The organism is Aureimonas sp. D3, assembly GCF_001463805.1.
Classification (GTDB): Bacteria; Pseudomonadota; Alphaproteobacteria; order Rhizobiales; family Rhizobiaceae; genus Aureimonas; species Aureimonas ureilytica_A.
Window position 1 is genome coordinate 1 of sequence record NZ_BBWM01000012.1, and the last position, 14,603, is coordinate 14,603.

General features: G+C 64.6%; 13 protein-coding genes, 1 tRNA gene, 1 pseudogene and 1 riboswitch. Of the genes and pseudogenes, 7 read left to right on the plus strand and 8 right to left on the minus strand.

Features of this window, described 5'->3' with window-relative positions:
* The coding region (locus AUL36_RS04225) for a GNAT family N-acetyltransferase (protein ID WP_062218403.1) at nt 1-444 on the plus strand (444 nt) is incomplete at its 5' end.
* Between the two features lie 79 nt (nt 445-523).
* Here the strand turns inward: AUL36_RS04225 and AUL36_RS04230 are convergent.
* Nucleotides 524-961, minus strand: a complete 438-nt coding sequence (locus tag AUL36_RS04230; RefSeq protein WP_058599080.1) for a c-type cytochrome — start codon at nt 959-961, stop codon at nt 524-526.
* A 221-nt stretch (nt 962-1,182) separates the two neighbouring features.
* On the opposite strand from AUL36_RS04230, the gene AUL36_RS23645 reads away from it, so the two are divergent.
* Together AUL36_RS23645 and AUL36_RS04240 are read left to right on the plus strand one after the other, a co-directional pair.
* Entirely contained in the window at nt 1,183-2,928 is a 1,746-nt protein-coding gene (locus tag AUL36_RS23645) for a family 16 glycosylhydrolase (protein ID WP_062218405.1), read from the plus strand.
* Between the two features lie 227 nt (nt 2,929-3,155).
* Nucleotides 3,156-4,280, plus strand: a complete 1,125-nt coding sequence (locus AUL36_RS04240) for an acyltransferase family protein (RefSeq protein WP_082655541.1) — start codon at nt 3,156-3,158, stop codon at nt 4,278-4,280.
* Nucleotides 4,281-4,320: 40 nt separating this feature from the next.
* On the opposite strand, the gene AUL36_RS04245 is transcribed toward AUL36_RS04240, so the two are convergent.
* Nucleotides 4,321-4,397: transfer RNA gene (locus tag AUL36_RS04245), tRNA-Arg, on the minus strand.
* Between the two features lie 53 nt (nt 4,398-4,450).
* Nucleotides 4,451-5,095: a thiamine diphosphokinase gene (locus AUL36_RS04250; protein ID WP_062218408.1), complete on the minus strand. Its 645-nt coding sequence runs from the start codon at nt 5,093-5,095 to the stop codon at nt 4,451-4,453.
* Between the two features lie 89 nt (nt 5,096-5,184).
* A riboswitch (TPP riboswitch) is annotated at nt 5,185-5,286 on the plus strand.
* A 404-nt stretch (nt 5,287-5,690) separates the two neighbouring features.
* Between AUL36_RS04250 and thiB the strand changes: the two genes are divergently transcribed.
* The 4 genes from thiB to AUL36_RS04270 all read left to right on the plus strand — a co-directional run bounded on the left by thiB (nt 5,691) and on the right by AUL36_RS04270 (nt 10,794).
* The gene (gene thiB / locus AUL36_RS04255) at nt 5,691-6,671 is read left to right on the plus strand and encodes a thiamine ABC transporter substrate binding subunit (protein WP_058599141.1); all 981 of its coding nucleotides are present in this window, start codon (nt 5,691-5,693) and stop codon (nt 6,669-6,671) included.
* A 67-nt stretch (nt 6,672-6,738) separates the two neighbouring features.
* Nucleotides 6,739-8,373: an ABC transporter permease subunit gene (locus tag AUL36_RS04260; protein WP_062218409.1), complete on the plus strand. Its 1,635-nt coding sequence runs from the start codon at nt 6,739-6,741 to the stop codon at nt 8,371-8,373.
* The gene (locus tag AUL36_RS04265) at nt 8,370-9,101 is read left to right on the plus strand and encodes a thiamine ABC transporter ATP-binding protein (RefSeq protein ID WP_062218410.1); all 732 of its coding nucleotides are present in this window, start codon (nt 8,370-8,372) and stop codon (nt 9,099-9,101) included. Before AUL36_RS04260 ends, AUL36_RS04265 begins: the two co-directional genes overlap by 4 nt.
* A 220-nt stretch (nt 9,102-9,321) precedes the next feature.
* Entirely contained in the window at nt 9,322-10,794 is a 1,473-nt protein-coding gene (locus AUL36_RS04270; RefSeq protein WP_062218413.1) for a M48 family metalloprotease, read from the plus strand.
* Between the two features lie 104 nt (nt 10,795-10,898).
* On the opposite strand, the gene AUL36_RS04275 is transcribed toward AUL36_RS04270, so the two are convergent.
* The 5 genes and pseudogenes from AUL36_RS04275 to AUL36_RS24135 all read right to left on the minus strand — a co-directional run.
* The gene (locus tag AUL36_RS04275) at nt 10,899-11,765 is read right to left on the minus strand and encodes an RNA polymerase factor sigma-32 (RefSeq protein ID WP_058599128.1); all 867 of its coding nucleotides are present in this window, start codon (nt 11,763-11,765) and stop codon (nt 10,899-10,901) included.
* A gap of 291 nt (nt 11,766-12,056) precedes the next feature.
* Complete coding sequence (locus AUL36_RS04280) at nt 12,057-12,647, minus strand: CarD family transcriptional regulator (RefSeq protein WP_058599129.1); 591 nt, start codon at nt 12,645-12,647, stop codon at nt 12,057-12,059.
* Between the two features lie 627 nt (nt 12,648-13,274).
* Nucleotides 13,275-13,613: a ferredoxin FdxA gene (gene fdxA / locus AUL36_RS04285; protein WP_058599130.1), complete on the minus strand. Its 339-nt coding sequence runs from the start codon at nt 13,611-13,613 to the stop codon at nt 13,275-13,277.
* 291 nt (nt 13,614-13,904) lie between these two features.
* Nucleotides 13,905-14,264, minus strand: coding sequence for an RNA-binding S4 domain-containing protein (locus AUL36_RS04290; RefSeq protein WP_062218411.1), 360 nt, complete (start codon nt 14,262-14,264; stop codon nt 13,905-13,907).
* Between the two features lie 16 nt (nt 14,265-14,280).
* A pseudogene (locus AUL36_RS24135) lies at nt 14,281-14,603 on the minus strand (helicase); the annotation flags it as partial.

Genomic DNA, 14,603 nt, shown 5'->3' on the forward strand with positions numbered 1-14,603 from the left:
ACGCCGGAGCCCGACGACCTGCGCGACCGCCGCAAGAACCTCAAAAGCCGCCGGCTTCCCCATCTCGTGGCGACCAGGGCCGACGAGGTGGTGGGCTATGCCTATGTCGTGCCCTTTCGCAAGCGCCCGGCCTATCGCTACACGGTGAAGCACTCGATCTATGTGCATCATCAGCAGCTCGGCCGCGGCATCGGGCGGCTTCTCATGCGCGGGCTGATCGACGCCTGCGCGGCGGCGGGCTTCCGGCAGATGATCGGCTATATCGACTCCGACAACACGGCCTCGCTGGCGCTTCATACGAGCTTCGACTTCCAGCGCGTCGGCCATCTGCCGGCGGTCGCCTATCGCTACGGGCGCTGGGCCGACAGCGTGATGGTGCAGCGCTCGCTCGGCACGGGCTCCACCACGCCTCCGCCGCCCCTGCCGCTTTCGACGCGCCGATAGGGAAGGCAGGGCTGAGACCAAAGAGCCTGAGAGCCGGGAAGGCACATCCGGACTGAGGGCTCCGCGTTCCCGCCCGGCCTCAGCGCGACTGGCTCTTCAGATAGGCGATGAGATCGGCCCGCTCCAACGGGTCCGCCATGCCCGGATAGTTCATCTTGGTGCCCGGCGCGAAGCGGCTCGGGCTGGCGAGCCAGGCATCCATGGCCGCATCGGTCCAGTCGCCGCCGACCGAGCGCAGGGCCGCCGTATAGCCATAGCGTTGCAGCCGATGGCCGATCGGCGCGCCCATCACACCGTGAAGATTGGGACCGGCCAGGTCCGGCCCGCCACGTCCGATCGTGTGGCAGGCGGAACAAGGGCCATAGAGCGAAGCGCCGGCAGCCGGGTCGGCTATCGCCATGCGCTGCTCCAGCGTCGGATCGGGGCCAAGCTGGCTGCGCCGCGCCTCGCGGTTGCCGTCGCCGCAGGCCCCGAGCGCTGGTAGCAGCCATGCAAGAAGGCCGAGACGCCGCGACATCCCCCCACATGCGCGCCATAGCTCCCTGATCGCCGTCACAAATTGCCTCCGCTCATGGCGTGCATATCCTCAGACAAGACTTCGCGACTGTTGTTGTAGATCAGCCGGTTTGAGAAAAAACATAGGCTTCGACGCCGAACAGTTAAGTTTGACGCATCTTTCGCAAGCTTAAATTAAAGCGCATCACAGAGCCTGATCGTCGAGATTGATGGAGATGCTCGATGAAAGATTTGTCCAACTATACGCTGACCTTCAGCGACGAGTTCGACAGCCGCAGCATCTCGCAAAACGGTGGCGGAACGACCTGGGCCGACATTCGCCCTGAATGGCGCTTCGACGCCAATTCCGACATCGGCTTCGGCCGCTCGTCCTTCGTGGACGCCGCGTCGGGCTACGACCCGTTCAAGGTGCAGGACGGCGTCCTCACCATCACCGCCGTCCCCGACCGCACGCCTTACGGAATGCCCGGAAGCTGGGAGTCCGGCCTCATCCACACGCGCGGCTCGTTTCAGCAGACCTATGGCTATTTCGAGATGCGGGCGGACTTCTCCGAGGCCAAGGGCGCATGGGACGCATTCTGGCTTCTGCCGACGCAGCAGATCAACCAGGGCAAGAATGGCGGGTGGCAAGAGCTCGACATCGTCGAGCACTACGGCAACAACCCGAACGGCGTCTATCGCTGGCTCCATACGACCGACGCCCATGCCGACCCCAACGCCGATCTTCAGGTCTATAGTGAGCATGCCGGCATCACGACGGGCTTCCACACCTACGGGATGGACTGGCAGGCCGACACGATCAGCTTCTATTTCGACGGGCAGCTCGTCGGCACCAAGGCGACCCCGAGCGACATGCACGGGCCGATGTTCATTCTGGCCAATCTCGCCATGGAAAATGGCGCCGATCCTTCCGCCCCGCCCGCCGAAATGAAGATCGACTATATCCGCGCCTATGCGGAACAGCCTGCGGTCGTCACCCCTCCCCCCGAGCCCGTCAACATCGTCACCGGCACGGCCGGAAACGACACATTGCGCGGCACGAGCGGCCGCGACCGGCTGATCGGCGGTGAGGGTTCCGATACGCTGATCGGCGGCAAGGGCGCCGACGAGCTGATCGGCGGCGACGGGCAGGACACGGCCTCCTATGCCAACGCGCAGCAGGGCGTTACCGCGAGCCTTCTCGATCCCTCCAAGAACACGGGCGACGCGGCGGGCGACACCTATTCCTCGATCGAACGCCTGATCGGCAGCGACTACAACGACACGCTGGAAGGCGATGCCGGCGACAATATCCTGAATGGTGGCAAAGGCGCCGACCGCATGATCGGCGGCGGGGGCAACGATGTCTATTTCGTCGAGAACACCTGGGACATCGTGATCGAGGCGGCCAAGGGCGGCAACGATCTCGTCATCACCACGACGAGTTACAAACTGGCTGCGGGCCAGGAAATCGAGACCCTGCGCAGCGCCGAAGGCAGCGGCAGCCTGACGCTGACCGGCAACGAGATCGACAATTACCTCTATGCCAACGAGAGCGCGACCAAGCTCTATGGCGGCCTCGGGCGCGATGTCCTGGTCGGCGGCAAGGGCGACGACTGGCTGTCCGGCGACGCGGGTTCGGATCGCCTGACGGGGGGCGCGGGCCGCGACACGTTCGTCTTCTCCACCGCGCCGCGCGCGGGCGAATACGACGTGATCACCGATTTCAACGTGGTGGACGACCGGATCGCCCTCTCGCTCGCAGCCTTCGGCAAGGCCGGCGCCGCCCCCGGCGCGCTCGACCCGTCCGCCTTCTACGTCGGCACAGGCAACACGGCGCACGCGGCCTCCGACCGCATCATCTACAATTCCAAGACGGGCGATCTCTTCTACGACGCCGACGGCACCGGCCCCGACGCCGCCATCCGCTTCGCCCAAACACAGCCCGGCCTCGCCCTCACGGCAGACGACTTCTTTCTGATCGGTTGAGGATCGTCCATCGGCCGGAAGGCCCCAGAGAGATACCCAGATGTTCCTCTGGAGTCCCGTTGAGACCGATCGCGTTGTGTCGGAGTCGACTGAACGATCGCGACACCACAATCGCGCCCTTCCAGCTCACAACCAGACGCATTGGTTTTATGTTGCAGAGCAAAACATATAATGTTTATTTGATGGAGAATTGATCGAGTCCAACGTCTGACGGCCAGGTATTCCTTATGCAAGATGGAACGGCCGGAGCGGCATCGTTCAGCCGCGAACTTCATGGGGCGAGAGGCTTGTTTGCCTTTCTCGTCTTCGTGTTTCACGTCCAGAATTCAGGTCTGACGCCGCTTTTCGGTTCGGAACGTCTCTCGTCTTGGCTTGCGCCGCTGGTCTTCGGCGTCGAGCTCTTCTTCGCTTTGAGCGGCTTCGTCATTGTTGGCACGCTTGCGCGGGCCAGTCGCCCTTGGTTCTTCCTGATCGATCGGCTGACGCGCATCTACCCCGTGCTTTGGGTGGGCGTTCTGACCGTTGTCGCCCTATCGCTTCTCAGCGGCCGCGAAGCGCCGTCCACTTATCAAGGCTGGACGCTGGCACTCTATACGCTCGCAAACATGGCGGGCCTACCCAATCTCATCCCCGTCCCCCTGTTTCTTGCCCCGGCTTGGACACTGAGCTACGAGCTCTGCTTCTACATCCTGGGTTCGATCTATCTGGTGGCGCGTCGAAGATGGGCGATGAATCTGTTCCCGCTTCTTCTGGTTCTCAGCTTGCCCATCATCAACACGCATCCTCGGACGCTGTTTTTCTTGAGCGGAATTCTGGTGGCGACCGGATATGGGCGCTTCCTGCGCATTCCCGGGATCGAGAAGATGCCGGCTCTCGCGCTGCTCGTCTTCTTGTGGAGCTGGAGTTCCGCCTGGACTTACTACATCGAGGCTCTGCAGCCTCCCTTTTATACTCTGGTCGGCTGGATGACCGATCCTCATATCCTCTACGTCGTTATTGCTTTCGCTTCGGCCACTTTGTTTCTGGATGCACTTGTACGAGGCGTGGGATGGGAGTCGACGTTTCTGCGCTCGCGGCTGGCGTTGTATTTCGGCACGATCAGCTACAGCTTCTACCTTTGGCATCCCGTGGTCATGGCCCTCGTCAAGGCCGGTCTGAAGGGAACAGCACTCCTCGCCATCGCGGGAAGCTTATCGCAGCTTCTTCTCTTCGTGGCTGCCTTGCCACCGTCGATTGTCGTTGCCCATGCCAGCCAACGCTGGCTGGAGCGCGACCTGACGCATTTCATCCGCAGCAAACTTCGCCGCGAGGCCCAAGTGTCCGCCCGTCCCGTCCAAGCAGAAGCCATCTAAGGCTCGACCTCCGGCCGATTGCAAAGCGCATGAAGACGCTTGGTGATCCCAGTTGGATTCGAACCAACGACCCCCAGATTAGGAATCTGGTGCTCTATCCTGCTGAGCTATGGGACCCTGCGTGCGTTATAGCGGAGGGGGAGCGGTTGGCCAAGGGTGGCGGGGTGGTTTCAGCGGCGGGTCGGGTCGGCTTGCAGGAGAAGGATGGTGCGTCCTCCTTCGAGGCCGATGCGGATGGGGCCGGTGGCTTCATTGGACTGGGTGAGGATCGAGGCGAAGGGCACGTCGACGCGGGTCAGCGGGAAGCGCGCGCCCTCGATCGACAGACCGTTGAGATCGGAGAATTTCAGAAGCGAGAACTGAGCGCCGGGGGCTGCCGGCACGTCCTGCCAGCCGGGGCGCAGCGGCAGGGCGCGCTCGATACCGTCGAAGAGTTCGATGGTGAGGCCGGCCTCCGCCTCGCGCAGGGCGATCACGAGATGCGAGAAGGCGTGGTCGCTGCGCCCGCCCAGCGCACCGACCAGAAGCAGATCGTGCCCTCCCCTCGCCTTGGCGGCGTCGATGGCGAGTTCCCCGTCCGTCCGGTCCTTGTCCCGCGGGAAGGTCTCGCGGGGAATGGAAAGACCACGTAGGGCGAACGGCAGCTCGGACGGAGCGGAATCGAAATCGCCGATCCAGAGTTCGGGAAAGAGGCCCAGCGCGGCGGCATGTTCGATGCCGCCATCGGCCGCGATGACGCGCCGGCCCGCAAGGGCCTCGCGAAGCTCGGAGTTCGGCGCGATCGGCCCGGCGAGAAGAATGGCAAAGCGACTCATATGGGTCTGCATAGGGCGCAAGCGGCCGGGATGCCAGTGGACGAATCGAGCCCTCCCTTGCCGCCTCTCTACGCAACCTCTAGATAAAAGGCGCTCACACGGGGTGCCCTTCCAGGGGCTGAGAGGCGACGCGCCAACCCGATGAACCTGATCCGGCTCGTACCGGCGGAGGGATGGGGAGCGCCGGGGCCACGGCCCCAGCCCGTCCCGTTCGTTCGAACTTATGGAGAACGGGATGTCTCACCTCAGTTCAGAACCGGGGACAGAACCTTGCGGCGGAGGAGCGGCGAGGGATTTGCGTTGCGGACTAGGCGCCGAGCGGAGCCGATGCAGTGCAAGGTCGAGCATCGGCAACGACGTCCGGCAGCGGAAGGCCCAAGCGGACCGACCCGCAGGGCTCTGGCCCCGGTTCTTAGAGCCGGGGACAGAACTCTGCGGCGGAAAGCCGGCGAGGGACTTGCGTTTCCGACGAGGCGCCGAGCGCAGACGATGCAGCGCATCGGCGAGCATCGGCAACGATGATCGGGGGCGCAAGGACCCGGCGGATCGACCCGCAGGGTTTTGGCCCCGGCTCTTAGCCGGTCTCTGCCTCACGCTGGCTCTGTCGGCGGCGTCTAGCGCCTTCGCACAGGATGGCGCCAAGCCCGTTCTCACCGTCTATACCTATGAAAGCTTCGTGCCGGATTGGGGGCCGGGGCCGAAGGTGAAGACCGCGTTCGAGGCCGAGTGCGGCTGCGAGTTGCGCTTTGTCGGGCTGGAGGATGGCGTCGCCATTCTCAACCGGCTGAAGCTCGAGGGCGAGACGACGCAGGCCGATGTCGCGCTGGGTCTCACGGCCGAACTCGTGCCGGAATTCAAGAAGACGGGTCTGTTCGCGCCGTCGAATGTCGATCTGTCGCCGCTCGCCATTCCCGGCGGCTTTTCGGACGATGTCTTCGTTCCCTTCGACTATTCCTATCTCGCCTTCGTCTATGACACGCAAAGCGTGAAGACGCCGCCGACGAGCCTCGACGAATTGGTGAACGGCGATCCCGACCAGAAGATCGCGATCGAGGACCCGCGCACCTCCACGCCCGGCCTCGGGTTTCTGCTCTGGATGAAAGCCGTCTATGGCGATCAGGCCGAGGAGAAATGGCGCACGCTCTCGCGCCGCATCCTGACGGTGACGCCCGGTTGGAGCGAGGCCTATGGACTTTTCACCAAGGGCGAGGTGCCGATCGTCCTGTCCTACACGACGTCCCCGGCCTATCATCAGATCGAGGAGGGCACCGATCGCTATAAGGCGGCGAGCTTTTCCGAAGGGCATTATCTTCAAGTCGAACTCGCCGGGCGGCTGCGCACGTCGAAGCATCCCGAACTCGCCCAGCGCTTTCTCGCCTTCATGCTGACGCCGGCTTTCCAGAAGCTGATCCCGACCGGGAACTGGGCCCTGCCCGCCACCAAACCGGCCGAGCCCCTGCCGGCGGCGTTCGAGACGCTGGTGCAGCCCACCAAGCCTTTGGCGATCGATGCCGAGACGGTGGCCGCGCAGCGCGAGACCTGGACGAGCGAATGGCTTCGCGCGCTCGGCCGCTGAGCGGAACGAGCGCCGGCGCGATGGTGCCCGAACTCCTTCGCGTTGCCACGCGGGGCAAGAGACCGGCATGAGCGACGCGACACCGAGCGGCGCACTTTTTCTGTCCCGAGCCGAGCAAGGGCGGCGGCGCGGCGCAGCCCTTGCGGCGCTCGCGCTGGTGCTGATCTTTCTGTTCGCGCCATTTCTGGTGCTCGGCGTCTCCTCGCAGAGCACTGGAACGGCACTATCGAGCCTGGCGGATTCCTATCTTCTGGGCGTCATCGGCTTCACGCTGTTTCAGGCCCTTCTCTCGACGCTTCTGTCGCTGCTCTTCGGCGTTCCGCTGGCGCTGGCGCTGCATCGAAGCCGCCTGCCGGGGCGCGCCCTTGTCCTGCGCCTGTTTCTTCTGCCGCAGGCGCTGCCGACGCTGGTCGGGGCGCTCGGCCTCGTCACCGTATTCGGTCGCAACGGCGCGCTGGCTGACGCCTTCGTGTTTCTAGGCCTGCCCCGCCCATCCATCTATGGGTTGACCGGCATTCTCATCGCGCATGTCTTCTTCAATATGCCGCTGGTGGCGCGGGTGGCCTTGGGCGGGCTTCAGAGCGTGCCGGCGGAAAGCTGGAAGCTGGCCGGCCAGTTGGCGCTCTCGCCGCTCGCCGTGTTTCGGCTGTTGGAAGCGCCGGCGCTGCGCGCCGTCCTGCCCGGCGCGGCGGCGCTGGTCTTCATGCTGTGCTTCACGAGCTTCACGCTGGTCCTGGTGCTCGGCGGTGGACCGGCCGCGACGACGCTTCAGGTCGCGATCTACCAGTCGCTGCGCTATGACTTCGCGCCCGATCGCGCGCTGGCCTTGACGCTCGCGCAAATCACGCTCGTCAGCCTGTTCCTGCTGCCGACCCTTCTCGCCCGCTCTCCCGCAGCCTCCAGCGCCTTCAGCCTCGGTGCGACGCAGCGCCGGTTCGATCCGCGTTCGCCCTGGCGCACCGGTTTCGATGCGCTGGTGCTGGCAATCGGCCTTCTGTTTCTGCTCTCGCCTTTCGCGGCCATTCTCCAGAGCGGCTTGCGCGCCGATCTTGGCAAGCTCGTTTCCGATCCGATGGTGCATCGCGCTGCGCTGACCAGCTTCGGCATCGCGGTGGCGGCGACCGCGCTCGGCCTTGTGCTGTCGCTGGCATTGGTTCTCTCGTCCGGCCTGACGGGCCTGCCACGTCTCGTTATCAGGCTGGTGCCGGCGCTTGGCCTCGTCGTGCCGCCCATCCTCGTCGGCGCGGGCTGGTTTCTGGCATTACGCCTGACGGGCGATGTCGCGCGCCTTGCGCCCGCCGTCGCGGTGCTGGCCAACGCCATGGCGATCCTGCCCTTTGCTACGCGCATTCTCGCGCCCGAGGCGGAGGCCGCCGCACGGCGCGGTGGGCGGCTCGCTGCCAGCCTCGGCCTATCCGGCTGGGCGCGGCTGCGCCATGTGGAACTGGCCTCGCTCGGCCGCCCGCTCGCGCTCTCGGCGTCCTTCGGCCTGGCCTTGGCGCTGGGCGATCTCGGCGCGGTCGCGCTGTTCGGCAACCAGGATTTCGTGACATTGCCGACGCTGCTTCTCCAGCGCATGGGCTCCTATCGCTCGACCGATGCGGAAGGCCTCGCGCTTCTTCTGGGTGCGCTGTGTCTCCTTCTCATTCTCGCGGCCGAGCTTCTCGCCGGGCGGGGCTTGCGCGAAAGGGTGCCGGAATGAACGCGATCGAACTCTCCGGCCTGACCCATCGCTATGAAGGCGCCGAGATGCGCTTCGATCTCCATGTGCCCGAGGGCGAATGGCTGGCGCTGATCGGCCCGTCCGGCGCAGGCAAATCGACGCTGCTCGATCTTGTCGCCGGGTTTCTCTTGCCCGAAGGGGGCACGCTGCGGCTTCTGGGTGAGGACTATACCAAGGCCGAGCCCGCAGCGCGGCCGATCGGCATGATGTTTCAGGACAACAATCTCTTCGCCCATCTGACAGCGGAGGAGAATATCGCCATCGGGCTGGAGCCGCGCGCCCGCTTCAGCCACGCGGCCCGCCTGCAAGCCCGCGAAGCCCTCGCTGCGATTGGGCTAGAAGACCTCGCGAACCGTCGCCCGGCGGAGATGTCGGGCGGCGAGCGGCAGCGCGTCGCGCTCGCGCGCCTCTTCCTGCGCGAACGCCCGATCCTGCTTCTGGACGAGCCTTTTGCCGCCCTCGGCCCAGCCCTGCGCCAAGACATGCTGGCGCTGGTTGCAGCCCTGCGTGAGCGCGCGGCCGCGCCACCAACCATCGTCATGGTGACGCATCACCCGGAGGACGCGCGCGGTTTTGCCGATCGCATCGCCTTTCTGGACGTGGGGCGCATTCATCTGACCGGAACGGTCGAGCATATCCTGGACCATGAGCAGGATCCCCGCCTTCGCGCCTATCTCGGGCAGGCGCCTCGGGTCACGGGATCGTAATTTGGTCCTTTTCCCCGTGCATCGCCAAAAGCGAAGAAACGATGTCGTTTTGAAATTCTGTGTGACGCATCAACCCTTTCGCAGCGCGGTCGGTTTCGGGTAGATCAAGCCGGACTCGCAGGGAAGTTACCGTAGGGAATCGTCGGCCATGGTGCATGAGATTTCGCCGCTCGGCGTCGCACGAACCAGCTCGCTGGTTCGTCGCGCGCTCAAGGGGGCGATGGTCGCATGGCCGATCGCGCTTCTCGCCGGCTGTACCACGCTCGGCGCCGGGCTGGAGGAAGCCGCGATCAGCCCCGACGTTCAGTCGGGCTACCTGCCGGGGCAGAGCCGCCAACCCGTGTCCTTCGATGCGGTGCAGTCCTCCGACCCGCAATCCACCATCGGCAAGTCGCAGCATCCCAAGATTCTCGCGGCCTATGGCGGGGCCTATTCCGACCCGAAGCTGGAGCTGATGCTGGCCGGCATCGTCGGCAAGCTCGCCGCCGTGTCGGAAGATCCCAACCGCGCCTATCGCATCACGGTTCTGAACTCGCCGAATATCAACGCCTTCGCGCTGCCGGGCGGCTTTCTCTATGTGACGCGCGGTCTGCTGGCGCTCGCCAACGATTCGGCCGAGGTCGCGGCCGTTCTGGCGCATGAGATGGGCCATGTGCGCGCCAATCACGGCATCGAGCGCCAGCAGCGCGAGGAAGCGGCGGAACTCGCCGGGCGCGTCGTGTCCGAAGTCCTGTCGAGCGACACGGCGGCGCGCGCGGCCCTGGCGCGCGGGCGGCTGAACCTCGCCAGCTTTTCGCGCAATCAGGAGCTTCAGGCCGATGCCATGGGCATCAAGCAGACGGGGGACGCGGGCTACGACCCCTATGCTGCCGCCCGCTTCCTGAAGACGATGGACACGTTCTCCAATTTCCGCAACGCGTTCCAGGCGACCAATCCGCAGCTCGACTTCCTGGCCTCGCACCCGGCCGCGCCGCAGCGCGTGGAACTGGCGCGCCGGCACGCGTCCGCCTTCGGGCCCGAAGGCGTCGGCGTGACGGATCGCAACCGCTATCTGAGCGGCATCGACGGAATGCTGTTTGGCGATACGGCGTCCGAAGGCTATGTGCGCGGGCGCACCTTCTACCATCCCGGCCTCGGCATCACCTTCACCGCGCCCGAAGGCTTCATGATCGACAATACGGCGGAAGCCGTTCTGGCGACCGGGCCGGGCGATACGGCCGTGCGCTTCGACGGCATCGCCGTGCCGGAAACCACGAGCCTCACCGATTATATCCAGAGTGGCTGGGTCGGAGGGCTCGATCGGAACTCCATCCGCACCATTCAGGTCAACGGCCTGCCGGCCGTGTCGGCGCAGGCGGCGGGCGGCTCCTATGTCTTCAACGTGACGGTGATCCGCATCGGCGGGCAGGTCTATCGCTTCCTGACCGCGCTTCCGGCCGACTCCTCGGCCAAGCTCGCCGGCATCTCGGGCAGCATCGCCCAGTCCTTCCGCCTCCTGTCCCCGGCCGAGCGCAACAATCTGAAGCCCCTGCGCATCCGCATCGTCACCGCCAGGGCGGGCGACACGGAAGACTCGCTGGCCGAGCGCATCCAGGGCGTCGATCGCAAGGTCGATATGTTCCGCCTCTTGAACGATCTGACGCCCGACAGCGAGATCGACGCAGGCGAGCGCTACAAGATCATCGCGGAATAGATCTATCCATCCGAACGGGTGATCTCCCCTTCCCTCCCCGACGAAGCCGCAACGAAAAAGGCCACCCGAAGGTGGCCTTTTTCGTTTGTGCCTTTGCGAACCGATCAGCTGATGAACGCCGCTTCGTCCGGGTTGGCCTTCAGGAGAGCGATGCGCAGCTTTTCCAGCGCGCGGGTTTCGATCTGGCGCACGCGCTCCTTCGAAATGCCGAGCTTGGAGCCCAAGGCTTCCAGCGTCGCGCCATCGTCCTGCAAACGGCGCTCACGGATGATCTTCAACTCGCGCTCGCTGAGCACGTCCAGCGCGGAGCGTAGCCAGATGACGCGGCGCTCGTCGTCGATCGAGGCGGACACCATCTCGTCCGGCAGCGGGTCGTTGGAGACGAGGAAGTCCTGACGGTCGGCCGAACCGGACTCGTCTTCCATCAGCGGGGCGTTGAGCGAAGAATCGGGGCCGGACAGGCGCGAGTCCATCAAGGCCACATCGCCTTCGGACACTTTCAACGCCGTTGCGATTTCCTTGTACATCTCGGTGCCCGAGAGGCTCTCGCTGCCTTGGCTGAGGCGGGCGCGCAAACGGCGCAGGTTGAAGAAGAGCGCCTTCTGGGCGGAGGACGTGCCGCCGCGCACGATGGACCAGTTGCGCAGGATATAATCTTGAATCGAGGCGCGGATCCACCAGGTCGCGTAAGTCGAGAAACGAACCTCACGCTCGGGCTCGAATCGGGCCGCCGCTTCCAAAAGGCCGACATGGCCTTCCTGGATCAGGTCGTTCATGGCGAGGCCGAAATGGCGGAACTTCGACGCCATGGAAATCACCAACCGCATATGGGCGGAGGTGATCTTGTGAAGGGCTTCCTGATCGTGATGCTCCTTCCAACGCACAGCCAGCTCGTATTCTTCCTCCCGGGCCAGATAGGGGGCGGCCATGGCGGCTTGGATGAGGTGGCGACGCGAGGACTGGGACTTCATGATGGAACCTTCCGGAAACGTCGATAACACAATCACATCAAGCCAGATGGGATGTTCCTCCCATGGGCTCTCTGAGTGTGAAACGCGCGGTTCCGACGAAGGTTCCGGTAGCCGGAAACTTTTTTGGAAGAGATAGCGCTTTTTTTTCGAGATCAAGAGCGAGGGAAAAAGGGAGGAGCAGGGCTCGACTCCGCTGTCCTTGTCTCTAGCAAATTCACCGCGATAAAGAAAGCCGGCCAGAGAACTGGCCGGCTTTTCAGCATAGTCCGATCGGGAGGAGAGGAGCGGCGATTACGCGGCCTCTTCCTGCTCGGCGTCCACGCCGGTATCCTCTTCGTCCTCTTCGAGCACCTTGGCGGTGCGCTTGGGGCCCTTGTTGAGGTTGGTCTCGATCAGGCGAACGGCTTCGGTCTCGCTGACCTCGTTCACGGCGGCAAGTTCGCGCGCCATGCGGCCGAGAGCGGCTTCATAGAGCTGGCGTTCGGAATAGGACTGCTCGGGCTGGGAGTCGGCCCGGTACAGATCGCGAACCACCTCGGCGATGGCGATGAGATCGCCCGAGTTGATCTTCGCATCATATTCCTGCGCGCGGCGGCTCCACATGGTGCGCTTCACGCGGGCGCGGCCCTGCACGACCTTCAGGGCGCGCTCAACGAAATCCGTTTCGGACAGTTTGCGCATACCAACCTGCTCAGCCTTGGCGACCGGCACCTTGAGACGCATCTTGTCCTTCTCGAAGTCGATCACGAAGAGTTCGAGCTTCATGCCCGCGACCACCTGCTCTTCGATCGCAACGATCTGACCCACGCCATGCGCGGGATAGACGATGCTTTCGCCGGTCTTGAAACCCTGACGCTGGGAGGTCTTCTTCTGATTGCTCATACGCTGGTAAACTCCCTGTTGTGCAGAGCGACGAAGGCCGCTATGCACGGCACGACCGAGCGGTCGCGAACTGAGCGTGCCGGTCCGGAATGGGCCGGGCAGTCTGGAACCTCGGTGGACCAACCGCCACGACCACACCAAGGACAGCCGCACGCAAGCGGCGATCGATAAGACGGGTCGTGCGGGAAAACCTTCCGGAAGCGCCGTAAGCCTCGGCCAAGCGGGTCTGCTCGACGTCGACATTCGACTGTTGCAGAAATAATACCTTCTTCCGTTCAAAATTTCAACTGAAATGCGCACGTCAAAGCATGGCCGCGCGCCCTCCCCTGCATTTTCTGCAAGAGGGGCCCGCAGCCGCTCAATCAGTTGAGACGGGCGAACGGGTCTGCCGCCGGATCGAACGGTCGGCCATGGCTCCCACTTCAACCGGCGGCGCTGGCGAAGCGAGGTGAACGAGAACCACGCTAGAAGGAGATGGCGCGGGGATCAAGCACCATCTGCCATTTCAGTATCAGGGCACGTCGGCATGATACCGACATTGCGTCACGAGGCGGCGAGCCCATCGCGCCGCCGCCCTTGCATCCGCTTCGGCCCGCCATGCGGCCGAAGGTCTCGATCGGCGAGCGTTCAGTCGCCCTGGCCGGGGGCGGTGGAGAAGAACTTCTCCAGCTTGCCGTCCACGCCGTCCATATCCTTGGCATCAGCCGGAGGATCGCGCTTCACGGTGATGTTGGGCCACTGCGTGGCATAATCGGCGTTCAGCTTCAGCCACTTGTCGAGCTGCGGCTCGGTATCGGGCTTGATGGCCTCGGCGGGGCATTCGGGTTCGCAGACGCCGCAATCGATGCATTCGTCGGGATGGATGACCAGCATGTTCTCGCCTTCGTAGAAGCAGTCCACCGGACAGACTTCCACGCAGTCCATGTACTTGCAGCGAATGCAGTTGTCGGTGACGACATAGGTCATGGCATGTTCCCGGAACTTCCGCGTCCAAGCCGCGTCGGCGGGAGCCTGACCCGGACTGAACGCTCTCAAGAGACGAAAGCGACGATGCCGCGCCCAGGGGCGAGGCGTATCGCAAAGGCGCAGGATCGACCGCGCCCGGTTGGCTGCGGAGTTAGCCCCTCACACCCCGACTGGCAAGGGCATCGCAATGCTTATTGCGGTCGCAAATCGGAACGTTCTTCCAGCTGACGTGTCGATCCACCGGATCGGAGCGAGCGCACGGACAGACCATGTGAGACGAGACGTTTTGATCTAGCGCACGGGCAGCTCATCGACATCCGCCTCATCGAACGCGGATTCGTCGAGTTCGGAGAGATCGAGCGGCGCGGCCCCGCGCTGGGCCGGCGGCGTCAGGTCTTCGAAAAGCCGGGCGGCCTCGCTGGCCGGCCCCCGGCGCAAGCCGGGATCGAGCACCCTCAGCACCCGAACCCGCTCATGCACGGAAATGGTCAGGACATCGCCGGGGCGCACGATGCGCGCGGCATGGCCGACCTTCTCGCGATTGACCCGCACCGCACCCGATAGCGCGAGTTTCTGGGCCAGAGAGCGGGATTTGACGACGCGCGCGAAAAACAGCCACTTGTCGATGCGCTGTTCTCCGCCTGCCGCCATATGCCCTCCGGCCTTCTTACTTCAGCTTGTCCTTCAGCGCCGCGAGCTTGGCGAAGGGGCTATCGGGATCGATCGGCTTCGGCTTGTCGGGGCGGCGCTGCTCCGCACTGACGCTCCGCGAAGCATCGCGCTCGGGCTTGGCGTGAGGCTTGCCCCCGCGCGGACCGCCGAAGCGCTCCTCGCGCTCGCGGCCGCCGTCGCGGCTCTGATGGTCGCGCGAGCCGCCGTCACGACGCTCGCCACCCTTGCCGCCGAAGCGCGCACCGCGCCCTTCGCCACCACCCTGCTCATTGCGCCCCTGCCCGCCACCACGGCCGAAACGCTGGCGGTTGTCGCCGC